Consider the following 21,355-nt stretch of genomic DNA (forward strand, 5'->3'; position numbering starts at 1 on the left):
TTACGCTGTCAGGTCTGAATTCCTTATCAAAGCACGGAATTTTGAAAGCGGAGGGCTGATTTTGTTACAGGATTATCCATCGGCAGCATGAATAGAAATTGACTGATAAACAGTCTGGCTTCACAATACTGACATGTCCTGCTTACATATTATGACCGGTAAAAGCATTCGTTTTTCACGTATCATTCTGTCAGGTACATTGAAGAGTGAAGCGCCTCAAAAATATAGCTGGCAGAGACGGAATGGAATGCAAGCAGGGTAAGCCGCGTGTTTGCTCTGTCTCTTTGAAGCCGCGTTTTGCAATCGCATGAACCGCAGTGTTGCAAGATGCACAAAGGAGGTGTTTCTTGAACATTGCCGCATTTGCCGGCAAATTGCCGGCACTGGTTCTGAACGCGGATTTTCGTCCGCTCAGCTATTATCCTTTATCACTCTGGTCGTGGCAGGACGCGATCAAAGCGGTTTTTCTTGAGCGTGTTAATATTGTTGCGGAATATGATGCGGAAGTCAGCTCTCCGACTTTTTCCATGCGGCTGCCAAGTGTTATCAGTCTTAAAACCTATGTAGCTCCGCCGACCTATCCGGCGTTTACGCGATTCAATCTGTTTCTGCGGGATCGTTTTGAGTGCCAGTATTGCGGTGCGCATCATGAACTGACATTTGATCATGTTATACCGCGATGCAGCGGCGGCGAAACAACCTGGGAAAATGTGGTTGCTGCCTGTTCTCCGTGTAATTTGCGCAAGGGCGGCATGATGCCTGCCAAAGCGCAAATGTGGCCGCGACAAAAACCCTATATGCCGAGTGTTTTTGATCTGCATAAAAACGGCAGGCGGTTTCCGCCGAACCACTTGCATGAAAGCTGGATGGATTATTTATACTGGGATGTGGAACTGGTGCCGTAAAGATACAGCTCCGGTTTTTTAGATCACGCTTTACGGGTTTTGAGCGATGCGCCGTAAAAGGCAATGATTGCGAGGATCAGCGAGGCAACACCATTCCATCCGGCAAAGGAAATACCGAGGAAACGTCCGGCGGCAACATCGCAGGCGGCCGGTTTAACCGCATTGAGATCACCAAGCAGATTGCCTGCGCTGGTGGTGATGGATACTGCACCGGTTGCACAATCGGCAGGACCTGCCCAGAATTTCCATTCCACACCCGAATGATAAACCGAAAGAATCAGGCCATAGGTCATCAGCAATCCGGCGATCAGCAGGAAAAGACGGGTTAGTTTTTCTGACTTTCCAAGCGCTGCCAGCAATGCACTGAGAAGCATCAGCGGTACGCCGATATAATAGGGAATGCGCTCTTCAAGACATAATTTGCACGGCAGATAACCACCAATATATTGAAACGCCAGTGCGGAGCCCACGACACCGGCCATGCTTACCGCAAGAAATGCTGAAATAAGCGTATGTTGCGAACGGGTTGTCTGAGCAGTACCGGTTGAGGACACAGGAAAATCCTTGTTGCAAAAATCAGTTTAAACCCAGCTCAGCCATGACCTTATGGCATAAACATGGCTGCCTGATGCTTTTTAGGCGTGAAGATATTTGACGACCATAAATAACAAAATCAGGATGACGGCAACCGTGGCCGCGATTAATCCGAGACGCTTTTCAATGAAGTTGCGGATCGGTTCGCCAAAGCGCTGCAACAGCCATGCCAGCAATATGAACCGTGCACCACGGGTAATAATAGCTGACAGGATAAACAGCCAGATATTGACGCCTGCGGCACCGGAGAGAATGGTTACAACTTTCATCGGCGGCAGATGAGACAGGCCGGAAGTGATGAGCAACAGCAGAATCATATCGGCGCTGGTGCTGCCGCGCATGGCTTCGAATGTATCGAGCTTGCCGTAAAAATGCAGAACCGGCTTGGCAACAGTTTCATAGGCATAATGACCGATATACCAGCCAAGAATACCGCCGAGCACGGACATGACCGTGGCAATCAGTGCGTAATGCCAGACTTTTTTCGGGCGGGCGATACCCATCGGTACGAATAGGACATCTGCGGGAATCAGAAAAACCGAGCTTTCGAGAAAAGCGATGACGGCCAGCCATGCAGCTGCGGATTTACGCGCTGCAAGGGAAATGGTCCAGTCGTAGAGTTTGCGCAGCATGATGGCCTCTGTTGGTTCTCAGCAATGATAATGCAGGCCAAAGCCATGCGGAATTTTGATGCTGTGTGTAAAACGAAAAACTTCGCAGGGCAATGTGTGCCGGAATTCGTTATGAATGGTTTTACAATCCGTGAGCAAAGGCTGAATTTTCTGCGCGGGTGAATTTTGTTGAAATAATTTGAAACAAACAGGTTTTGCAGTTGACGGGAAGGTGGTTCTCACTATATTTCGGCGCACCAGTGCAGCGCTTTGAGTATGAAGTGCCTGCGAATGTGCGGGTGTGGTGGAACTGGTAGACGCGCCGGACTCAAAATCCGGTTCCGAAAGGAGTGTCGGTTCGATTCCGACCACCCGCACCACTTTTCCCCTGACAAAATTTCGCCGCAACTTTCTTTCACTTTTTTACCGTAAACTTGAGTAAAATATACCTAATATCTCTTGAAAGATATGCGGACATATTTTACCGAAAGAGAATATTCTCTAGGGCGGAAATTGCAGTGAAAGCCTATTTGATTAATCTGGATCGTTGTCCTGAACGCTTGGTGCGCATGCAGGCGCAATTTGCCAAAGCGTCAGTTCCTTTTGAGCGTGTCGCGGCTGTGGATGGCAAAAATCTCAGCGATCAGGAATTGGCGTCCATCATTCGCATACCGTCCTGGAAAGAGCCTCTGACACGAACGGAAATCGGTTGTTTTTTGAGCCACCGGAAATGTCTGGAGCTCATAGCGCAGGGTGAAGATCGTTTCGCAGCGATTTTTGAAGATGATGTGACCCTATCGAAAGATACGCGACAGTTTTTCGAATCCACAGACTGGATTCCGGATAATGCCGAACTGATTAAAATTGAAACTCAGGGTAAAAAAGTTCTGACTGACAAGCCGGTTGTGACAATTGCCGGTCACTATACGGTGGCACAATTGCGCAGCCAGCATATTCTTGCTGCCGGTTATATTGTTTCCCGTGATTGCGCGAGAAAATTACTCTGCGTTATGAATGATGCGGCCTCGCCGATCGATCATCTCCTCTTTACGCCATCCTGTGGTTTCTTCCCGCAAATGACGGTTTATCAGGTCAGTCCTGCAATTTGTGTGCAGGCGGGACTGGAAAGCACATTGAGCCCTGAGCGGTCTTCGCAATATTGCCCGCCGGCCAAAATGCAAAGGCTGAAGCGTGAAGTGAAGCGAGTGTTTGTCCGTGGTAAAACCGGTTTATGGGGACTTTACATCAATTGTTTCACCAAGAAGCGCTGGGGACGGGTTCCGGGCGCCCGTGACTGATTTGTTCTCAATTTCCGAGCTTTTCGCTTAAGAAATCCAGAAAGACCCGCACCTTGGGTGCCAGATACCGGCGGGACGGATAAAAGGCGTAAATACCGGTTTCCATCTGCTGCCAGTCGTCCAGTGCTGTAACCAGTCTGCCTTCCGCAAGATCATTTTGCACATAGCTGAGCGGGATCAGACTGAGGCCGAAACCGGCGCATAAAGCATCGCGCACAGCAAAACTGGATGAAACAATATAACGTCCGGTCACCGGTATGCGCTCTGTTCGCTCCCCTTTGCGGAATTCCCATTCATGGACATGTCCGGACAGGCTGTAGCGGATACAGTTGTGGTGGCGCAGATCTGCTGGTTCCTTAGGCTTACCGTGCTTTTGGAAATAAGAAGGCGAAGCGCAAACCACATGATGGAGTGTGGACAGGCGTCGGCTTATGAGGCTGGAATTTTTCAAACTGTCGCTGCCTTTGACGGCGATATCATAACCTTCCCTGACAATATCAATCTGCCGGTCATCGAGGTTGAACTCCAGTGTGATCTCAGGATAGCGCTCTAAAAACTCCGGTATGAAACGCGATAGGCTAACAATTGTCATGGTCAGAGGTGCCGTCACGCGCAACAGCCCGGATGGCTGATTATTATGCGGTGTCAGTGAGCGGTCGGCTTCTTCAAGCTGTTCGATGATCGGGGCAATCTGCTCATAATAGAGCGTACCGGCTTCTGTCAGGCTCATGCGTCGCGTGGTGCGGTTGAATAGCCGGACTTTCAGATGGGCTTCAAGCTCACCGATGCTTTTTCCGACCGCTGCCGCAGTCAGACCGCTTGCGCGTGCAGTTTCGGCAAAACTGCCAAGTTCAACGGTTTTGCGGAAGAGTCGTAATGCACTGAGCTGATCCATATCTTGCCTGTAATCAAAATATTCAAAACTTTTAGTTGGTAATATAATCGTAAAACAAGAAATTATCATCTCCAGTAATTGTAATTATGGTGCGCTGTACCGGCATGTGAGAACTTATGGAGACTGTATATGACATCGACACGCACGGATTTGCTGCTGACAGCATTGGCACCGGCGATCTGGGGCAGTACCTATATTGTTACCACGCAAATGCTGCCTGCCGGTTATCCGATGACAGTCGCGATGCTGCGTGCTCTGCCTGCAGGGCTGGTGCTCTTGTTGCTCGTCCGCCAATTGCCGCAGGGTATCTGGTGGCTGCGTGTGTTTATCCTTGGTGCGCTGAATTTTTCATTTTTCTGGGCAATGTTATTTGTCGCTGCCTATCGCTTGCCCGGTGGTGTTGCAGCCACAGTGGGCGCTGTGCAGCCCCTGATTGTCGTGTTTCTGGCGCGAATGGTGCTAGGAACGAGATTGCGCATTGTTGCGGTAGCCGCAGCTCTGGCAGGGATTGCCGGTGTGGCGCTCCTCGTTTTGAAGCCCAATGGTGTGCTGGATCAGACAGGGATCATTGCAGCGCTGGCCGGTGCATTTTCGATGGCTGCGGGCACGGTTCTGAGCCGCTATTGGCAACCGCCGGTCTCTCCGCTTACTTTTACTGCATGGCAGCTGACGGCCGGTGGTTTGTTGCTGGTGCCGGTAGCTTTCTCGCTGGAACCGGCTTTGCCGGTACTGACACTGACAAACTGGCTCGGGCTGATTTATCTCGGCCTGATCGGCGGTGCTGTCACCTATCTTTTGTGGTTTCGCGGATTGGCACGGCTGGAATCATCTGTCGCTGCTTCGCTCGGTTTTTTAAGCCCGCTGACAGCTGTGATCCTTGGCTGGGTATTGCTGAACCAGCAACTGAACTTGTTACAAATCACCGGTATGGCGATTGTGCTGTTCAGCGTCTGGCTCGGGCAGCGTGTACAGGCGCGTAAAATTTGACGTTTAGCGTTTCAGTCGTTTTTGCAGGCGGGATTTGATGTGGCGTAATGCTGAGCGCAGGCGGTCATAGCGGTCGAGCTGGCGGGCTATTTTAGACACGTTCTGCTGGCTTTGGGCGCCCAGGCCAAGAATAATTGTGCCGAAACTCTCGCGCTCATGAAACAGGCGCGACATCACCGGATGATCGGGAATGGCGCAGGAATCGGTGATGCGCAATGCCGGATTTTCCAGATGGTTTTTCAGTACTTCGATCATCAGCAGCACACCGGGAGAGTAGGCGCGCAGAGCTTCGTCATAGGCGGTTTTCCACGTCCATGCCTGATCCCCCTGCACAAAGACCACAAGGCTGGCAATGAGCCTGTCATCCAGTGTCAGGGTATGAATGCGTACCAGATCACGCTCGGCCAAGGAGAGGACAGTTTCACGGGCAAAATCCGCATCAGCCTGTTTGCTCAGAAAAGCCGTGCCGCGTGTACCTTTCCAGCCTGCAGCTTCCAGTGACAGAAAGTCATTGAATGCATCTTTGATCGCGGTTTTGTCCGCAATGATCTCGTATACCAGACTGCCTGTTTCGGACAGTCTGCGCCACAGGCGGCGATATTCACGGCGATGGTTTTTACCGATTGCATTGGTCAGATAGCTCTCTGCATCGCTGCCAATAGACAAAACCGGACGTTCTTCATATCGCATGATATGAAGTGGCAGATTTTTGCGCTGTGCCAGTTCTTTGAGTGCTGTTGCAAAAGCTGCATTGAGATTGATATCCGGCAGAATGAGCGTATCCGGCAATCCGCGCTCCGGTTGCTGCAATACAGCCAGCGCTGTTTCCAGAGTGTGTGTCAGGTTGCCTGCAGCGATTAATGGTGTGCCTTGCGTGGCATAGATATTGCTCCAGCCGCAAAGTGACTTTTTAAAACCAAGTCCGGCACGGGCAAGCTGAAAGGGCATCAGAAATGCGGTTTCAGGATCATCGTCAAGGAGCACTGCGCAATTATCGGACGCGAAATGTGCAACTGCAGGGCGCAAAAAATCCGGATGATTGAAAATATTTGCTTCTGCAACAGACGGGATCTGCAAATTTTTCAGATGCTCAAGAGCTTCAGCTTTCTGCAAGATTTGCATCATGATTTAATCTCCGGTACGGCGCGCTGAAGGGGCAAACACAAACATTGTGATACCCAGACGTTTATAAACCACAAAGGAGAGGGTGGCTGCTTCTGTGGCCATAGCGCAGACCGTGGCAATTGCCGCGCCGCTCAAGCCCAGAAGCGGGATCAGGGTAATGTTCAGCGCGATATTGACGATCAGTGCCAGCGCATAGAGCAAGGCGCAGATATTCTGATTGCCGGACATGGAGAGCAGGCTTTCGCAAGGGCCGACACTGGCACGTGCAATAACCCCGAAAATCAGAATGAACAGCAGCGGATAGCCTTTGGTGAATTCATGGCCGAACAATGCCAGCAAAGGCCAGCCGGCGGCCAGCAACAGAATACCGAGCAATAAAGACGGCCAGAATGTCCAGCGGGCGGAGTTGCGGGCGAAATCGTTGAAGGCCTGCTTGTCGCCGCCATGCAGCAGCTGGGAATAGCGCTGTGCCACACTGGATTTGACGGCAAAATAGACGAAATGTGCCAGTGCCAGCACTTTGGTGACCGCAAAATACAGCGCTACACTGTCCGGTTCCATCATGCGGCCGACCATCAGCACATCAATATTGATGAGCAGGAAGAAGAAACCTTCAATGAGGAATATCGGCAGGGATACCCGTATCCATTCCCGTAAATGATAGGTTCCCGCACCTTTTGGCAGAACTGTTGCAATGCGTTTGCGCAGGAATAGTTGCTGGCTGATGACGGTCAGCGCAGTGCCGGAAAAGGCTGCGATAAGTGCTGTGGTGGCCTGCGGCTGCCATCCTGTCAGCAGCAACAAGATGAAGATCAGCAGCATCATCAGCGGGCGGAGAATATAGCCGGGGCTGAGTGCTGCCAGAATCCAGCCCTGTGAGCGTGCTGTGCCGTCATAAATATTGCCGAGCGCAATAGTCGGAATACAAAGAATGCCGATAAGGAAAGCAGGCCAGTAATAGGGCGCAAATTGCGCACTCAGACTATTGAGAAGAACAATTGCAATCAGGGTAATGATGCTTGCGCTGATGAGCGCGAAAACGGGGCCGGTGCGCAGAATGCCGCGTGCATCATCTGTTTGTTTCTTCTGCAAATATTGCGGAACATAGCGGATAATCGTGGTGTGGAACCCGAAACAGGCGAGGTCGCCGAGAATAAGCGTAACCGTCCAGACAAGGACATAAATACCGAATTCAAAACTGCCCATCAGACGGGCCAGCACAACCTGACTGAGCAGTGCCAGAGCCGCACCGGCAATGCGAATTGCAAAAGCAATCAGCGAAGAGCGTTTGGCCTGAGCCTGTTCATCCTCACCGGAGAACAAGCCCTCTGCCCGTAGCAAAAAAGGACGCAACTGTTCTGCCCGTTTTGCAGGCAGGAATCTTTCAGCCAGTGATGTGATCTGAAATTTTGCAGGCAATGCGTCTCTCGGAAAAACTTTGATATGCAGCTGTTGTTGCACAGAATAGTTTAAAAGTCAGTCTATGTGCTTACCACAAAAGAAAACACCGCCTGCGAAGACAGGCGGTGTTCTTTATCAATTTATATTATCGTTTAAACAAAAGCGCCGTGGCAATGTTTGAACTTCTTGCCGGAGCCGCAAGGGCAGGCTTCGTTACGGGCAACACGACCCCATGTCGACGGATCAGCCGGATCACGGTCTGCCGGATCAACAAAGCGGTCGCTGTCTGCCAGACGCGGGCCTTCAGAACCTTCGCCGAAATCATCTTCACCGGTGGTGCCGTCAATATGGTGACCATGCATTTCAGGCAGTTCCGGCTGCGGTTCTTCACGCATGATTTCCACACGCATCAGCTGCGATGTCACAACTTCACGCAGGTTGGACAGCATGGCCTGAAACAGTTCAAAACCTTCGGTCTTATATTCGTTCAAAGGATCGCGCTGGGCATAGCCGCGGAAACCGACAACGGAACGCAGATGGTCAAGATTGACCAGATGCTCGCGCCACAGATTGTCCAGAGACTGCAGGATAACGGATTTCTGCACATAGGCCATGATCTGCGGGCCGAAGCGCTCTGCACGGTCAGCAGCAGCCTTATCAGCAGCTTCCTTGATACGCTCTTCGATCTGCTCTTCGGCAATGCCTTCTTCTGCCGCCCATGCATCCACCGGCAGGTCGAGATTGAGGACTTTGAGTACCTCTTCCTTCAACTCCGGCACACGCCATTGTTCGGCATAGGCATTTTCAGGAATATGGGCACGCACCATATCCTCGATCACTTCATGGCGCATTTCATCGACCGTTTCGGTCAGATCTTCTGCATCCATCATTTCCAGACGCTGTTCGAAGATCACCTTACGCTGATCATTCATCACATCATCATATTTGAGCAGGTTTTTACGGATTTCAAAGTTGCGGGCTTCGACCTTTTTCTGAGCCTTTTCCAGCGCTTTGTTGATCCACGGATGCACAATGGCTTCGTCTTCTTTGAGACCCAGCTTCTGCAGCATGCTGTCCATACGGTCAGAGCCGAAAATGCGCATCAGATCGTCCTGCAGGGACAGGAAGAATTTCGACTTGCCCGGATCGCCCTGACGGCCGGAACGGCCACGCAGCTGGTTGTCGATACGACGGCTTTCGTGACGCTCTGTCGCCAGAACATAAAGACCGCCGGCAGCCAGTGCCTGTTCTTTCTTCTGAGCGATATCCGCTTTGATTTCCTGAATTTTGGCATCGCGCTCAGGACCGGCAGGTACATCCGCCAGTTCCACCTTCACGCGCATTTCCAGATTGCCGCCGAGCTGAATATCGGTACCGCGACCGGCCATATTGGTCGCAATGGTGATCGCGCCCGGAACACCGGCCTGTGCAACAATATAGGCTTCCTGCTCGTGATAACGGGCATTCAGAACCTGAATATTCTTCACTCCGTCTTTTTTCAGACGTTCAGCCAGAATTTCGGATTTTTCGATGGAAGTGGTACCAACCAGAACCGGCTGGCCTTTTTCGTGGGATTCACGAATATCGCGGATGATGGCTTTATATTTTTCATCAACCGTACGGTAAACTTCATCATCGGCATCAATACGGGCAACCGGCAGATTGGTCGGGATGGTTGCAACATCAAGGCCGTAAATATTGCCGAATTCTTCCGCTTCCGTTGCTGCTGTACCGGTCATACCGGCCAGTTTTTTATACATACGGAAATAGTTCTGGAAGGTGATCGAAGCCAGTGTCTGGTTTTCCGGCTGGATCGTTACTTTTTCTTTGGCTTCCAGTGCCTGATGCAGGCCTTCGGAATAACGGCGGCCCGGCATCATACGACCGGTAAATTCGTCGATGATGACCAGTTCGTCATTACGGACGATATAATCCTTGTCGAGCTGGAACAGCTTATGGGCACGCAGGGCGTTGTTGAGGTGGTGAACAACAGCCACATTCTCAACATCGTAAAGGCTTTCGCCCTTCAGGTGGCCTGCAGCTTCCAGCAGTCTTTCGATCTTTTCTGTACCGACTTCGGTGAAGATCGCAGTCTTCTGCTTCTCGTCAACTTCGTAATCTTCCGCTTGCAACTGCGGAATGAAAGTGTCGATCAGTGAATAGAAGTCTGAGCGGTCTTCCAGCGGGCCGGAAATAATCAGCGGGGTACGGGCTTCGTCGATCAGGATCGAATCAACTTCGTCGACGATGGCGTAGTTATGTTCGCGCTGCACCATCTGGGCGCGCTCATATTTCATATTATCACGCAGATAATCGAAGCCGAGTTCGTTATTGGTTGCGTAGGTAATATCGCAGGCATAGGCCTCGCGACGCTGATCGTCATCAAGGCCGTGAGCAATCACGCCGACAGTCAGACCGAGGAAGTTGTAAAGCACACCCATGGTCTGCGCATCGCGGGTGGCGAGATAGTCGTTGACTGTCACGACATGCACGCCTTTACCTTCAAGCGCATTGAGGTAAACCGGCAGGGTTGCCATCAGGGTTTTACCTTCACCGGTGCGCATTTCCGCGATGGAGCGGTCATGCAGCACCATGCCGCCAATCAGCTGCACATCAAACGGGCGCATACCAAGTGTGCGTTTCGCCGCTTCACGCACCGTGGCGAAAGCATGAGGCAGAATGTCATCCAGTGTTTTGCCGCTGCTAAGCTGGGCACGGAATTCATCGGTCTTAGCCTGAAGCTCAGCATCGCTTAAGCCTTCATATTGTTTCTCAAGCGCGGTAATTTCTGCTGCGCGAGGACGAAGGCCTTTGATGCGACGCTCATTGGATGAGCCGAAAATCATACGGGCGAGACCGCCAAAGCTGACCATCGCTGGTCCTTTCTTAAATCTTCAGCCAAGTGTGTCGCCGCCTGCGCGGCGCTCTGTCATCGGCTTTATTTGTTTATGCGAGACTTATGGCAAGAAAACACGCTGTCGAAAAGACATTTCGCGCAATTTCTCTCTGGCAGCTCTCTGGACGCAAAGCCGATGGACAGATAAGAGGGGAGTGCGGCGATGTCAATGATTTGACAACAGTCATAGTCCCGAGCAATGCGTTTATATGCGCATAACAAAAGGGACTATTACTGCTGAAATATATATATTGTGCAGAAAATTGCCATATCGCCTAAAAACTATTCTGCTTTATCCGAATGAGAGCGAAGCAGCAAAATTCTGCCTTATTCTTGGGACGGTACTTCGTCCCCGAAGGAGAAATCACTGATGACCCGTACCCGTAAAGTCCTGATTCAGCTTGCAGCCGGTCTGCTTTTGACCACTGCTGCAGGCTCTGCCTATGCGCAAGGCACCGCTGCAAAGACTGAAACTGCAGCAAAACCGGCTGAAAAAGCCGATCCGAACAAAGTGCTTGCCACTGTAAACGGCGTTAAGCTGACACAGGGCGAAGTTGATCAGGCTTCGAGCGATCTGGATCCGCAGTTCTCCCGTTTGCCGGATGATCAGCGCCGTCTTGCTGCACTGGCTGCTCTGGTTGATATCAAAGTTCTGGCCGCTGCCGCGAAAACTGAAAAACTCGACGACAGTGCAGATTTCAAACAGCGCATCGAGTTTCTGAAAGACCGCGCGCTGCATAATGAATATTTCCAGACTGCAATCGTAGACAAGATCTCCGATGCAGATGTACGTGCCCGTTATGACAAGGAAATCGCAGCAATGCCTGCGAAAAACGAAGTCCGTGCGCGTCATATCCTCGTAAAAACTGAAGACGAAGCCAAAGCAATCATCAAGAAGCTTGAAGGCGGCGCCAAGTTTGAAGATCTGGCAAAAGAAAGCTCAACCGATGGTTCTGCCGCACAGGGCGGTGATCTGGGCTATTTCGGCGAAGGCATGATGGTGCCTGAATTCGAAAAAGCTGCCTTTGCACTGGAAGTCGGCAGCTATACCAAAGAGCCTGTGAAGTCGCAGTTCGGCTATCACATCATCAAGCTGGAAGATAAGCGCCAGCAGCAGCCACCTGCATTTGATGAAGTGAAAGATCAGGTTCGCTCGATCGTCATTCGTGAAAAATATATCGAAATGGTCAAGAAGCTGCGTGACGGTTCGAAAATCACTTATGAAGACGAAGCTGTTGCCAAAGCGATGAAAGAAGCTGCTGACGCACAGGATGCAGCTGCGAAAGCCGCTCAATAAGCTTACATTTTGCTTTGATGTGATTACCAATCTGGTAAGTTTAAAGCGAATTTTGATAAAAATGATCACCTGCCCTGATTATTTCGGGCAGGTGATTGCATTTTATGCCTATCCGTCATTTATTGGCCTCAACCTGAGGTGAAATGGCGGGTGATTTGATGTGCCGACAGCATCTGAAAGGCACTCAGGATACGAGCTGTTTTATTTCGGTTAAAATTCATTGGTATTTAGCCGCATGACCCTGACGCAAAATCTTTTTCGGTTTTGCCGGTAATGCTCTTATTCTTGAGGCACGCATGTCTTCTTCTGTTTCTCCGCTTGCACCAAAACATTATCCTGCCATGCCGGTGATTACCGGCGTGCGAATGGCAACAGCCGAAGCGGGGATTAAATATAAAAACCGAACAGACGTGCTGATGATGGTTTTTGATAAGCCTGCTTCGGTTGCCGGTGTTTTCACCCGCTCCAAATGCCCGTCTGCGCCGGTGGATTTTTGCCGCGAGAGCCTGAAACACGGAACAGCCAAAGCGGTGATCGTCAATTCCGGTAATGCCAATGCCTTTACCGGTAAAAAAGGTCGTGAAACAACGACAGCCACAGCCAAAGCTGCCTGTGAGGCGCTGGGCTGTGAAGCGCATGAAATCTTTCTCGCTTCAACCGGTGTGATCGGCGAGCCGCTGGATGCCGGTAAATTTTCGCATCTGTTCGGTGATATGAATGCGCGTGCCGATAATAATGGCTGGCTGGAAGCGGCCAAAGCGATCATGACCACCGATACTTATCCGAAAGTGGCAACGGAAACCGTGCTGCTTGGCGGCGTGCCGGTGACGATTAATGGCATCGCCAAAGGTGCCGGTATGATTGCGCCGGATATGGCGACCATGCTGTCTTTTGTGGTGACAGATGCGCCGATTGCCTCTGATGTCTTGCAGGGTCTGTTGTCCAAAGCGGTGGATTCCAGCTTCAATGCGGTGACTGTGGACAGCGATACTTCCACATCCGATACGCTGATGCTGTTTGCAACCGGCACAGCCGCGGAACGCGGCGCTGTTGTTGTAACATCATCCGATGATGACCGTCTGGCAGAATTTGACCGCGCATTGCGTAAGCTTCTGAAAAATCTGGCTTTGCAGGTTGTGCGTGACGGTGAAGGTGCGCGCAAAATGCTGGAAATCACCGTGAAAGGTGCGGTGTCTGATGTGTCTGCCAAGCGCATTGGTCTGTCGATTGCCAATTCCCCGCTGGTGAAAACCGCTGCCGCCGGTGAAGATGCCAATTGGGGACGCGTGGTGATGGCTGTTGGTAAGGCGGGTGAACCGGCTGACCGTGATCGTCTGGCCATCAGTTTCGGGAATATCCGCGTGGCGGTCGATGGTGAACGCGATCCTGATTATTCGGAAGCTGCGGCTTCAGCCTATATGAAGGGTGAGGATATTCTCATTACGGTTGAGCTTGGTATGGGCGAAGGAACAGCCACGGTCTGGACCTGTGATCTGACCAAGGAATATGTGGCGATTAACGGTGATTACCGGTCGTGATGTCTGAAATCCGTCAGTTTGAAGAGCTTGGTTTTCATGCATGGCCCGCTTTGCAGGTCACGCATTTCGGGGACTGGGCTGTTCAACTGACACCTTACTATCCGTCAAAACGCGGCAATTCGGTCAATCTGCTGAACCCGGCTGATGATGCAGATCTGGCGCAGCGGGTGGAGGCCTGTGAAGCGCTGTTTACAGCGCAGGGCAAACAGCCGGTTTTCCGGCTGACACCGCTGGCACCGCCCGCATTGGCCGATTATCTGGTAAAGCGCGGCTATACGGCCACGGGCGCATCATCAGTGATGGCCTGTGATTTGCGTGATAACGCAGCGTTGAAAACGCCGCAGCCGCGCCTGCCGTTACGGCTTGTGCAGTTTCGTGACGGGCAGGAGATTGGTTATAGCCGGATATCCGGTGTGTTTCATGACCGTCTGAGCCGCTGGTGGAGGGACTGGCGGAAGTTCTGCGTTCAATCAAGCTGCAGAAATATGTCATTGCCGGTTTTGCCGGAGTTGAACCTGCGGCAACACTGCTTTGTGTGAGTGAGAACGGCTATACCGGTCTGCTGGATTTGTGTATTGGTGAGGCGTTCAGACGGCGTGGTTTTGCAAAAGCACTGGTTCTGAATGAGATGGCGCAGGCCTTATCCCGCGGCGATCATTGTTTCTGGTTGCAGGTGGAAAGCGCGAATGCAGCAGCGCGTGCTTTGTATCAGGGGTTAGGCTTCACCACTGTCTATGATTATATTTATTATTGCAGATAGGTAGTATTTGATGACTGAGGGCAAAAAGATTGTGCTGGTGGCAGCCTGTGCGCTGATTGATACGGACGGCCGTATTTTGCTGGCACAGCGCCCTGAGGGTAAGAATTTGGCCGGTCTTTGGGAGTTTCCGGGCGGTAAAGTTGAAAGCGGTGAAACACCGGAAGATGCGCTGATCCGCGAATTGCAGGAAGAGCTGGGCATCATCACCAAACATGCCTGTCTCGCACCGCTGACTTTTGCCAGCTATTCTTACGATAAATTTCATTTGCTGATGCCGCTTTATATCTGCCGGCGCTATGAGGGCATTGCCCGCTCGATGGAAGGGCAGGCGCTGAAATGGGTCAAACCAAAAGACCTGCGCTCCTATCCGATGCCGCCTGCCGATGAGCCGCTGATCCCTTTCCTGATGGATCTCCTGTAATCCTCCAGCGCATCCTTGATAATTGCCGGTTATTTTTGGTCGTAAGACGGGTTTTTACGATTTTGTTAAGGGATGATTCACTGACATGCCGCATGGTGGGATCATCGCGCCGGAGTATGACGATGAGCAGCAATCGCAGTCAGTATCAGTCAGAATTTCTGACAGACTTTTTTAAAGATGATGAAGAGACAAAATCGGGCTTTATGCCTGTTGCCAAAAGCGGCTTTGTCCGTTGCATTTTGCTGTTCGGTTCCGCAATTCTCGCATTGACGCTGGTCATCGTGCCGGTGCTGAGCCAGAAAGCCAATAAGCAAACCGCGCAATCGCTGTTTCCTGCCGGTGTGGATATGATGTCCACCGGTTCTATTCAGCGCGGCAATACTGACAAAGCCTATATTGAGCGCAAAAGCCTGCTGCAATCCTCACCGGAAGCAGTTTGCGTGATTGCTCGTGACGGCTCACAGCAGGGCGACTGCTGATCTTTCTTGTTACTTTTTCGGTTCTTTTTCCGTAGCAAGCAGGGCTTCAGCCAGTGAAGCCTTGGCCGATCCCGGTTTCAACGGCTGCTGCTGCGAAGCATGGGGTGCCCAGCCGGACATCCAGATGAATGAGAATGTTGCGCGGATGCGCCCGTCGGGATCGCTGAAGCGCTCGGCATAAATCTCCGCAGCCCGCATGAACAGGCGACGGCTAACCGGTTTGCGCGAACGGCCGGTGAGAATATTGGCCATACCCATGGCGCGGATATCGGCCATCAACGCAAACATATTGTCATAGCGCACTGTGACATTCTCAATATCCGTTACCGGCAGCGCAAAACCGGCACGCTGCAACAGGGCACCACCATCACGCACATCGGCAAAAGGTGCCACACGCGGGCTGACGCCGCCGGTCAGTTCAGACTCAGCCTGCAACAGTGATTCACGCAGCTCTCCGAGTGTGCCGGCACCCGCCATGCAACCGAGAAACAATCCGTCAGGCTTCAGCGCCTGTTTGATCTGCATCATCAGTCCCGGCGTGTCATTGGTAAACTGTAATGATAGCAGTGAGATAATCAGATCAGCACTTTGTGGTTCCAGCGGCAGATATTCCGTGCTGTCTTTTGATTGATAGTCAATGCTTTCAATCACTTCTGCCTTGCCGGATTGCTGCAAAGATAAAGCAGCAGACGGCGTATAGGGATTGACGATTACAGCACGGGAAAACTGACGCTCAACCGTTGAAAGCCTGTCTTCCAGATCCTGCACCGTGCGCTCCAGCAGAAAATCCGCACCACTTACATTGCGCTGTATCGCCCGTTTCAGGCGCTGTTGCAGCAATGCGCTGTCGAAAATAGTGTTTGGTGTGGTTTCTGTTGCTGGCATTTTTTGTATCCCGATATCAGGCACCTCTTACTGAGCAGAGATTTCTCTGGACTACACCGGTGCATCTGGCATGGTGATGTAAATGCGTTCAATCGGGGGCGAATGCAATGGGGGAATTGCCGCTTTCTCATGAAACTGTTGTGAGAGAGACAGGTTTTCAGCGCTTGCTGCAAAATATGCAGGCCTGTTTAAAAACGCTGCCGGACAGGATTTTTTCGGCACTTTGCGAGGGCTGCGATAGTCCCGTTTCACAGGCTGGCACTTTATGCGGGGCTTGCTGGAGTGAGATGCGTTTTCTGGAAGCACCATTGTGTCCGGTGATGGGTACGCCTTTTACCCATGATTTTGGCGAGCATTTTCTCTCAGCCGAGGCAATTGCCGATCCGCCGCCTTTCCGGCGCTTGCGTTCTGTCGCCTGTCACGATGGTTCAGCCCGTCATGCCGGTATTTCGCTGAAATATTATGACCGGCTTGATCTCGCCCCCTGGATGACACGCTGGATGCAGCGGGCGGGGCATGAATTGCTCCGTGATTGTGATGTGATTATTCCGGTGCCGCTGCATCGCAAACGTCTGTGGAAACGCCGCTATAATCAGGCGGCAGAACTGGCGCGGGTTTTGGCGCGGATCAGCGGAAAAACCTATGAGGCTGCAGCCTTGCAGCGCATTAAAGATACACGCCAGCAGGCCGAACTCAGCCAGTCCGAGCGGTTGCGTAATGTGGCAGGTGCATTTCAGGTGCCTGAGGCAGGGCGAAGCAGTGTGCAGGGGCGCACTGTGTTGCTGATTGATGATGTTTATACCACCGGTGCAACGGTGAAGGCCGCATGCCGTGCTTTGCTGAAAGCAGGAGCGGCAGAAGTGGATGTGCTGACTTTCGGCAGGGTTTTACCGGACATACAGAAATAATACCCGTGACAACAAACCGACAGCAAATGCTTGGATGATTGTGAAGGCATGGTTATATAGAGTTGAAACTCTGGAGACTCTTGAAATGAATGTTGAAATTTATACCCGTGACGGCTGTGGTTACTGCGCACGTGCAAAACAATTGCTGAATGAACGCGCGCCTGGCTACACGGAATTTAATGCGAGTGTTGATCCGAAATATCGCGAAGAAATGATGACCCGCTCCGGCGGTACAACATTTCCGCAGATTTTTATCGGTGATGTGCATGTCGGCGGTTGTGACGATCTTCATGCGCTGGATCGTGCAGGCAAGCTGGTTACTCTGCTGGAAACCGGTAAAGCAGACTAATCTATAAGGCATAAAAGGGAGAATAATGTCGATGGTTAAAGTTGCAGCAGTGCAGATGCGCTCAGATGGCGATATGTCCGCCAATATTGAAGCCCTCAGCCGTATGGTCGGAGAGGCCGCCGCCCAAGGTGCGCAATATGTGCAGACGCCTGAAAATACCGGCATTATTCAGAATGACCGTGCGCTTTACCGTGCCAGCCTTCATGCGGAGCAGGATGATCCTGTGGTGCGTGAAGCTTCGGTTCTGGCAAAGCGTCACGGCATTCATCTCCATATCGGTTCCACGCCGATTAAACTTGAGAGCGGGCTGATCGCCAACCGCGCATTTGTTTTTGCGCCGGATGGTTCGAAAATCACCACTTATGACAAGATCCATATGTTTGATGTGGATCTGGATAATGGTGAGAGCTGGCGTGAATCCGATACGATTTCGGCAGGGGATCGCGCAGTGGTTGCCGAGCTACCATTTATGAAACTCGGACTGGCAATCTGCTATGATATCCGCTTTCCGCAGCTGTTTCAGGCGCAGGCCAATGCCGGTGCCAATGTGATTTCGGCGCCTGCTGCTTTCACCCGTCAGACCGGTGAGGCGCATTGGCATATCTTGCAGCGGGCGCGTGCCATTGAAAATGGTGCCTTCCTGATTTCTGCTGCGCAGGGCGGCCTGCATAACGGCAATCGCCAGACCTATGGTCATACAATTATTGTTTCGCCATGGGGCAAGGTTCTGGCAGAAGCCGATCATGACAATCCGGCGGTGATCTATGCGGATATTGATGTGGCGGACAGCGCTGCTGCCCGTAATAAAATTCCGAATTTGAAAAATGCGCGGGAATTCAAACTGGAAACCATTGTCGCGGAAGGTGAAACGATCAAGGCATGATGCGGTTTTCTCTGCACTGTGACCAGTCCCATGAATTTGAGGGCTGGTTTCGTAATAATGAGGATTTCGACAGCCAGACCGTACGCGGTCTGGTGCAGTGCCCTGTTTGTCATTCGCCAAATGTGAATAAGGCGCTGATGGCACCGTCCGTCACCACCGGTCGCACCAAAGAGAAAATCGCTGCGACAATGGGTGAAGCCCAGCGCAAATTGCTGGATGAGATGCGTGAGATCAGCCGCAAGGTGAAAGAGAATGCCGATTATGTCGGCGACCGTTTTGCCGAGGAAGCGCGTAAAATTCACCATGGTGAAACGGAAGAGCGCGGCATTTACGGTGAGGCAACGAAGGAAGAAATCACATCGCTCGTTGAGGATGGTGTGGAAATTCTGCCGCTGCCGGTGTTGCCTGAGGATTATAATTGAACCGTGCCGGTTCAATGGCTGAAGACTATAACTGATCCGCATTATACGGATCAGTTCTCTCCCAGTCTAATTCAGCGGCGCTGCGCCAGAACCATATAATTCACGTCGAGATCGCGTGAGCGGCTCCATGTATCATTGAGCGGATTATAGCTCACGCCGGTTTTTTCTAGCACAGTCAGACCGGCAGCCTGCAATGGTTTTTCCAGCTCTTCAGGACGCACCAGTTTTTCATATTGATGGGTGCCTTTCGGCAGCCAGCGCAGCACATATTCTGCGCCGATAATCGCCAGCCCCCATGCCTTGAGTGTGCGGTTGATGGTGGCAACAAACATCAGCCCCTGCGGCTTGACCATTTTCGCTGTCGCCGACATGAACAGATCAACGTCAGAAACATGCTCAACCACTTCCATATTCAGCACGATATCAAATTGTTCACCGGCATCAGCCAGATCTTCTGCTGTGGTGGCACGATAATCGATTTCAATGCCCATTTCCGCAGCATGGATTTTGGCGACTTCAATATTGGTGGTTGAGGCATCGGCACCGATAACTGTAGCGCCAAGACGTGCCATCGGTTCGCAAAGCAGACCGCCGCCGCAACCAATATCCAGAATGCGCAGGCCTTCCAGTGGTCTTGCCGCCAGCGGATCACGGTTGAAATGCTTGCAGATCTGTTCTTTGAGATATTCCAGACGGGTCGGGTTGAATTTGTGGAGCGGGCGGAATTTGCCCTGCGGGTTCCACCATTCGCTGGCAATGCGCGAGAAATGCGCAACTTCAGCGGGATCGATCGTGGTGCGGCCGGATACGGCTTCCTGTGGCTGTTGTGAGCCAGTATCTGTCTGTCTGGACGTGTCGGACATAGCTTTCTCCATTTCCTACCAATGGACTTGTCTGTTCATTGATGAAAGTCAAGTATCTTTTCGCCTGTTGCGCTTGCGAAGTGGTCATAATTTCGGTATGTCAGCATCACTTACCTGTCAGGAGTACCTCTCAGTACGATGGCAGGTTCCGTTGGTTCTCATTTTCATTTAGGATATGTCGACATAATGGCGCGCATTGTGATGAAATTCGGCGGTACTTCTGTGGCCGATCTTGAACGGATCCGGAATGTGGCGCGTCACGTTAAACGTGAAGTCGATTCCGGCAATGAAGTAGCAGTTGTGGTTTCGGCTATGGCCGGTAAAACCAATGAACTGGTTGCCTGGACACGTGAAGCATCACCGATGCATGATGCCCGTGAATATGATGCGATTGTTGCATCGGGCGAGCAGGTAACGGCCGGTCTTCTGGCGATTGTGCTGCAGTCTATGGGCGTGAATGCACGTTCATGGCAGGGTTGGCAGATCCCGATCAAAACCGACATGACCCATGGTGCGGCACGTATTACGGATATTGACGGTTCATTTCTGATTAAGCGCTTTGGCGAAGGTCAGGTTGCGGTGATTGCCGGTTTCCAGGGTATCAGCCCGGATAACCGTATTTCGACGCTCGGTCGCGGTGGTTCCGATACTTCGGCTGTTGCCGTTGCGGCAGCGGTTAAAGCTGACCGCTGTGATATTTATACGGATGTGGATGGTGTTTATACGACCGATCCGCGCGTGGAGCCTAAAGCCCGCCGTATGGCCAAGATTTCTTTTGAAGAGATGCTGGAAATGGCATCCCTTGGCGCTAAAGTGCTGCAGGTTCGCTCCGTAGAACTGGCCATGGTGCATAAAGTGCGTACATTTGTACGTTCAAGTTTTGAAGATCCGCATGCGCCGGGCATGGGTGATCCGCTCAACCCTCCCGGAACACTGATTTGCGATGAGGATGAAATCGTGGAACAACAGGTTGTAACTGGTATTGCTTTCGCCCGAGATGAAGCTCAGATCTCATTGCGCCGCGTGGCCGACCGCCCGGGTGTATCTGCGGCGATTTTTGTCCCGCTGGCTGAAGAACATATCAATGTTGATATGATTGTTCAGAATGTTTCCGAAGACGGTTCAAAAACCGACATGACCTTCACCGTTCCTTCCGGTGATATGGATAAGGCTGTGCATGCGCTGGATAAGGTAAAGGCCGAAATCGGCTGTGACTCCATCCAGTCGGAAACCGGTCTGGCAAAAATTTCGGTGATCGGCACCGGTATGCGCTCTCACGCAGGTGTTGCAGCGACTGCATTTAAGGCGCTGGCTGAAAAAGGCATCAATATTCGCGCAATCACGACCTCCGAGATTAAAATCTCGATCCTGATTGACAGCGCATATACAGAACTGGCGGTACGAACCCTGCATTCTGTTTACGGGCTGGATAAGCACTAACAGCTGCGTGAGTTATAAAGTTTCAGAAAGGCAGTGCTTCGCGGCGCTGCCTTTTTTTCTGCCTGTATTCTATTCATTTCTGTCAGGTGGCAACATTATGCCAGGCCGTGTCGCGTTTAATCGCATTCATGGCGCTCGCTCTATCTCTTTGTTTTTACGCATGTCACTATCGGAAAACCGGTACTCACTTTTCCGCGACATGCTATTATCTTTTCAGGGGCAAACGGAAATACAGGGTTTAGCTATGCAGTCATTGCATAGCTGGAGAGCAAGAATAAGAGCAGAGCGATCCGGTTCTGGTCAGATGCAGGCAGCGGGACGAATAAAATCATTTTTGTTGATGGAGAGTCTTTAATCGGTTTATGCCCCATTTTAGACACGTAAACTGCAATAAGAGC

22 protein-coding genes and 1 tRNA gene are annotated in these 21,355 nt (G+C 51.6%); 15 read left to right on the plus strand and 8 right to left on the minus strand.

The genetic code is table 11. The features are described from left to right. Positions 1 to 347: 347 nt before the first annotated feature. Positions 348 to 905, plus strand: coding sequence for an HNH endonuclease (locus tag BKD14_RS16905; RefSeq protein ID WP_075657328.1), 558 nt, complete (start codon positions 348 to 350; stop codon positions 903 to 905). Between the two features lie 23 nt (positions 906 to 928). Here BKD14_RS16905 and BKD14_RS16910 read toward each other — a convergent pair whose 3' ends face one another. Together BKD14_RS16910 and BKD14_RS16915 are read right to left on the minus strand one after the other, a co-directional pair. After that, positions 929 to 1,459 (minus strand): disulfide bond formation protein B, encoded by a 531-nt coding sequence (locus BKD14_RS16910; protein WP_022711278.1) that lies wholly within the window; start codon positions 1,457 to 1,459, stop codon positions 929 to 931. An 81-nt stretch (positions 1,460 to 1,540) separates the two neighbouring features. Further along, on the minus strand, positions 1,541 to 2,131 hold the full coding sequence (locus tag BKD14_RS16915) for a YqaA family protein (RefSeq protein ID WP_022711277.1): 591 nt from the start codon (positions 2,129 to 2,131) through the stop codon (positions 1,541 to 1,543). Between the two features lie 274 nt (positions 2,132 to 2,405). Between BKD14_RS16915 and BKD14_RS16920 the strand changes: the two genes are divergently transcribed. Both BKD14_RS16920 and BKD14_RS16925 read left to right on the plus strand, forming a co-directional pair. Beyond that, positions 2,406 to 2,490: transfer RNA gene (locus tag BKD14_RS16920), tRNA-Leu, on the plus strand. 138 nt (positions 2,491 to 2,628) lie between these two features. After that, positions 2,629 to 3,408: a glycosyltransferase family 25 protein gene (locus BKD14_RS16925; protein WP_075657329.1), complete on the plus strand. Its 780-nt coding sequence runs from the start codon at positions 2,629 to 2,631 to the stop codon at positions 3,406 to 3,408. Positions 3,409 to 3,415: 7 nt separating this feature from the next. Here BKD14_RS16925 and BKD14_RS16930 read toward each other — a convergent pair whose 3' ends face one another. Next, positions 3,416 to 4,303, minus strand: a complete 888-nt coding sequence (locus BKD14_RS16930; RefSeq protein WP_075657330.1) for a LysR family transcriptional regulator — start codon at positions 4,301 to 4,303, stop codon at positions 3,416 to 3,418. Between the two features lie 129 nt (positions 4,304 to 4,432). Here BKD14_RS16930 and BKD14_RS16935 point away from each other — a divergent pair, with 129 nt between their 5' ends. Beyond that, positions 4,433 to 5,290 carry an EamA family transporter gene (locus BKD14_RS16935; protein WP_075657331.1) on the plus strand — a complete coding sequence of 286 codons (858 nt, stop codon included), beginning with the start codon at positions 4,433 to 4,435 and terminating at the stop codon, positions 5,288 to 5,290. A 3-nt stretch (positions 5,291 to 5,293) separates the two neighbouring features. On the opposite strand, the gene BKD14_RS16940 is transcribed toward BKD14_RS16935, so the two are convergent. The 3 genes from BKD14_RS16940 to secA all read right to left on the minus strand — a co-directional run bounded on the left by BKD14_RS16940 (position 5,294) and on the right by secA (position 10,689). Continuing rightward, positions 5,294 to 6,415, minus strand: a complete 1,122-nt coding sequence (locus BKD14_RS16940) for a GNAT family N-acetyltransferase (protein ID WP_083647246.1) — start codon at positions 6,413 to 6,415, stop codon at positions 5,294 to 5,296. A 3-nt stretch (positions 6,416 to 6,418) separates the two neighbouring features. Continuing rightward, a complete protein-coding gene (locus tag BKD14_RS16945) occupies positions 6,419 to 7,834 on the minus strand; it encodes a lipopolysaccharide biosynthesis protein (protein ID WP_075657372.1) in 1,416 nt (471 codons plus the stop codon). A 134-nt stretch (positions 7,835 to 7,968) separates the two neighbouring features. After that, a complete protein-coding gene (secA, locus tag BKD14_RS16950; protein WP_075657332.1) occupies positions 7,969 to 10,689 on the minus strand; it encodes a preprotein translocase subunit SecA in 2,721 nt (906 codons plus the stop codon). A 393-nt stretch (positions 10,690 to 11,082) separates the two neighbouring features. On the opposite strand from secA, the gene BKD14_RS16955 reads away from it, so the two are divergent. The 6 genes from BKD14_RS16955 to BKD14_RS16980 all read left to right on the plus strand — a co-directional run bounded on the left by BKD14_RS16955 (position 11,083) and on the right by BKD14_RS16980 (position 15,207). Continuing rightward, the gene (locus BKD14_RS16955) at positions 11,083 to 12,009 is read left to right on the plus strand and encodes a peptidylprolyl isomerase (RefSeq protein WP_075657333.1); all 927 of its coding nucleotides are present in this window, start codon (positions 11,083 to 11,085) and stop codon (positions 12,007 to 12,009) included. A gap of 296 nt (positions 12,010 to 12,305) precedes the next feature. After that, positions 12,306 to 13,547 carry a bifunctional glutamate N-acetyltransferase/amino-acid acetyltransferase ArgJ gene (gene argJ / locus BKD14_RS16960; RefSeq protein WP_075657334.1) on the plus strand — a complete coding sequence of 414 codons (1,242 nt, stop codon included), beginning with the start codon at positions 12,306 to 12,308 and terminating at the stop codon, positions 13,545 to 13,547. After that, a complete protein-coding gene (locus tag BKD14_RS16965) occupies positions 13,547 to 14,086 on the plus strand; it encodes a hypothetical protein (protein ID WP_075657335.1) in 540 nt (179 codons plus the stop codon). Before argJ ends, BKD14_RS16965 begins: the two co-directional genes overlap by 1 nt. Then, positions 14,083 to 14,307 (plus strand): GNAT family N-acetyltransferase, encoded by a 225-nt coding sequence (locus BKD14_RS16970; protein WP_245293667.1) that lies wholly within the window; start codon positions 14,083 to 14,085, stop codon positions 14,305 to 14,307. Before BKD14_RS16965 ends, BKD14_RS16970 begins: the two co-directional genes overlap by 4 nt. A gap of 10 nt (positions 14,308 to 14,317) precedes the next feature. After that, the gene (mutT, locus tag BKD14_RS16975) at positions 14,318 to 14,728 is read left to right on the plus strand and encodes an 8-oxo-dGTP diphosphatase MutT (protein WP_075657337.1); all 411 of its coding nucleotides are present in this window, start codon (positions 14,318 to 14,320) and stop codon (positions 14,726 to 14,728) included. A gap of 122 nt (positions 14,729 to 14,850) precedes the next feature. Further along, positions 14,851 to 15,207 carry a hypothetical protein gene (locus tag BKD14_RS16980; RefSeq protein ID WP_022711265.1) on the plus strand — a complete coding sequence of 119 codons (357 nt, stop codon included), beginning with the start codon at positions 14,851 to 14,853 and terminating at the stop codon, positions 15,205 to 15,207. 9 nt (positions 15,208 to 15,216) lie between these two features. Here BKD14_RS16980 and BKD14_RS16985 read toward each other — a convergent pair whose 3' ends face one another. Further along, positions 15,217 to 16,092 (minus strand): methyltransferase domain-containing protein, encoded by an 876-nt coding sequence (locus BKD14_RS16985; RefSeq protein ID WP_075657338.1) that lies wholly within the window; start codon positions 16,090 to 16,092, stop codon positions 15,217 to 15,219. Positions 16,093 to 16,268: 176 nt separating this feature from the next. Here BKD14_RS16985 and BKD14_RS16990 point away from each other — a divergent pair, with 176 nt between their 5' ends. The 4 genes from BKD14_RS16990 (at position 16,269) to BKD14_RS17005 (ending at position 18,654) form a co-directional block, all read left to right on the plus strand. After that, entirely contained in the window at positions 16,269 to 17,000 is a 732-nt protein-coding gene (locus tag BKD14_RS16990; RefSeq protein ID WP_245293674.1) for a ComF family protein, read from the plus strand. A gap of 85 nt (positions 17,001 to 17,085) precedes the next feature. Further along, positions 17,086 to 17,349 (plus strand): glutaredoxin 3, encoded by a 264-nt coding sequence (gene grxC / locus BKD14_RS16995; RefSeq protein WP_033316077.1) that lies wholly within the window; start codon positions 17,086 to 17,088, stop codon positions 17,347 to 17,349. Between the two features lie 25 nt (positions 17,350 to 17,374). Continuing rightward, positions 17,375 to 18,232, plus strand: a complete 858-nt coding sequence (locus BKD14_RS17000; protein WP_022711261.1) for a carbon-nitrogen hydrolase family protein — start codon at positions 17,375 to 17,377, stop codon at positions 18,230 to 18,232. After that, positions 18,229 to 18,654 carry a DUF1178 family protein gene (locus BKD14_RS17005; RefSeq protein WP_075657340.1) on the plus strand — a complete coding sequence of 142 codons (426 nt, stop codon included), beginning with the start codon at positions 18,229 to 18,231 and terminating at the stop codon, positions 18,652 to 18,654. The genes BKD14_RS17000 and BKD14_RS17005 overlap by 4 nt, the downstream gene beginning before the upstream one ends. 71 nt (positions 18,655 to 18,725) lie before the next feature. Here the strand turns inward: BKD14_RS17005 and ubiG are convergent, their stop codons facing one another. Beyond that, positions 18,726 to 19,517, minus strand: coding sequence for a bifunctional 2-polyprenyl-6-hydroxyphenol methylase/3-demethylubiquinol 3-O-methyltransferase UbiG (gene ubiG / locus BKD14_RS17010; RefSeq protein ID WP_083647263.1), 792 nt, complete (start codon positions 19,515 to 19,517; stop codon positions 18,726 to 18,728). A 186-nt stretch (positions 19,518 to 19,703) separates the two neighbouring features. Between ubiG and BKD14_RS17015 the strand changes: the two genes are divergently transcribed. Continuing rightward, a complete protein-coding gene (locus BKD14_RS17015) occupies positions 19,704 to 20,957 on the plus strand; it encodes an aspartate kinase (protein ID WP_022711258.1) in 1,254 nt (417 codons plus the stop codon). The last annotated feature ends 398 nt before the right edge of the window (positions 20,958 to 21,355 follow it).

The sequence above is a fragment of the Pseudochrobactrum sp. B5 genome (genome assembly GCF_001939785.1).
GTDB classification, from domain to species: domain Bacteria; phylum Pseudomonadota; class Alphaproteobacteria; order Rhizobiales; family Rhizobiaceae; genus Pseudochrobactrum; species Pseudochrobactrum saccharolyticum.

Coding starts and splice junctions, on each gene's coding strand:
- BKD14_RS16915 (WP_022711277.1), bottom strand. CDS start 2,131: ATGCTGCGCAAACTCTACGACTGGACCATTTCCCTTGCAGCGCGTAAA.
- BKD14_RS16930 (WP_075657330.1), bottom strand. CDS start 4,303: ATGGATCAGCTCAGTGCATTACGACTCTTCCGCAAAACCGTTGAACTT.
- BKD14_RS16935 (WP_075657331.1), top strand. CDS start 4,433: ATGACATCGACACGCACGGATTTGCTGCTGACAGCATTGGCACCGGCG.
- BKD14_RS16940 (WP_083647246.1), bottom strand. CDS start 6,415: ATGATGCAAATCTTGCAGAAAGCTGAAGCTCTTGAGCATCTGAAAAAT.
- secA (WP_075657332.1), bottom strand. CDS start 10,689: ATGGTCAGCTTTGGCGGTCTCGCCCGTATGATTTTCGGCTCATCCAAT.
- BKD14_RS16955 (WP_075657333.1), top strand. CDS start 11,083: ATGACCCGTACCCGTAAAGTCCTGATTCAGCTTGCAGCCGGTCTGCTT.
- argJ (WP_075657334.1), top strand. CDS start 12,306: ATGTCTTCTTCTGTTTCTCCGCTTGCACCAAAACATTATCCTGCCATG.
- BKD14_RS16965 (WP_075657335.1), top strand. CDS start 13,547: ATGTCTGAAATCCGTCAGTTTGAAGAGCTTGGTTTTCATGCATGGCCC.
- mutT (WP_075657337.1), top strand. CDS start 14,318: ATGACTGAGGGCAAAAAGATTGTGCTGGTGGCAGCCTGTGCGCTGATT.
- BKD14_RS16980 (WP_022711265.1), top strand. CDS start 14,851: ATGAGCAGCAATCGCAGTCAGTATCAGTCAGAATTTCTGACAGACTTT.
- BKD14_RS16985 (WP_075657338.1), bottom strand. CDS start 16,092: ATGCCAGCAACAGAAACCACACCAAACACTATTTTCGACAGCGCATTG.
- BKD14_RS16990 (WP_245293674.1), top strand. CDS start 16,269: ATGCAGGCCTGTTTAAAAACGCTGCCGGACAGGATTTTTTCGGCACTT.
- grxC (WP_033316077.1), top strand. CDS start 17,086: ATGAATGTTGAAATTTATACCCGTGACGGCTGTGGTTACTGCGCACGT.
- BKD14_RS17000 (WP_022711261.1), top strand. CDS start 17,375: ATGTCGATGGTTAAAGTTGCAGCAGTGCAGATGCGCTCAGATGGCGAT.
- BKD14_RS17005 (WP_075657340.1), top strand. CDS start 18,229: ATGATGCGGTTTTCTCTGCACTGTGACCAGTCCCATGAATTTGAGGGC.
- ubiG (WP_083647263.1), bottom strand. CDS start 19,517: ATGTCCGACACGTCCAGACAGACAGATACTGGCTCACAACAGCCACAG.
- BKD14_RS17015 (WP_022711258.1), top strand. CDS start 19,704: ATGGCGCGCATTGTGATGAAATTCGGCGGTACTTCTGTGGCCGATCTT.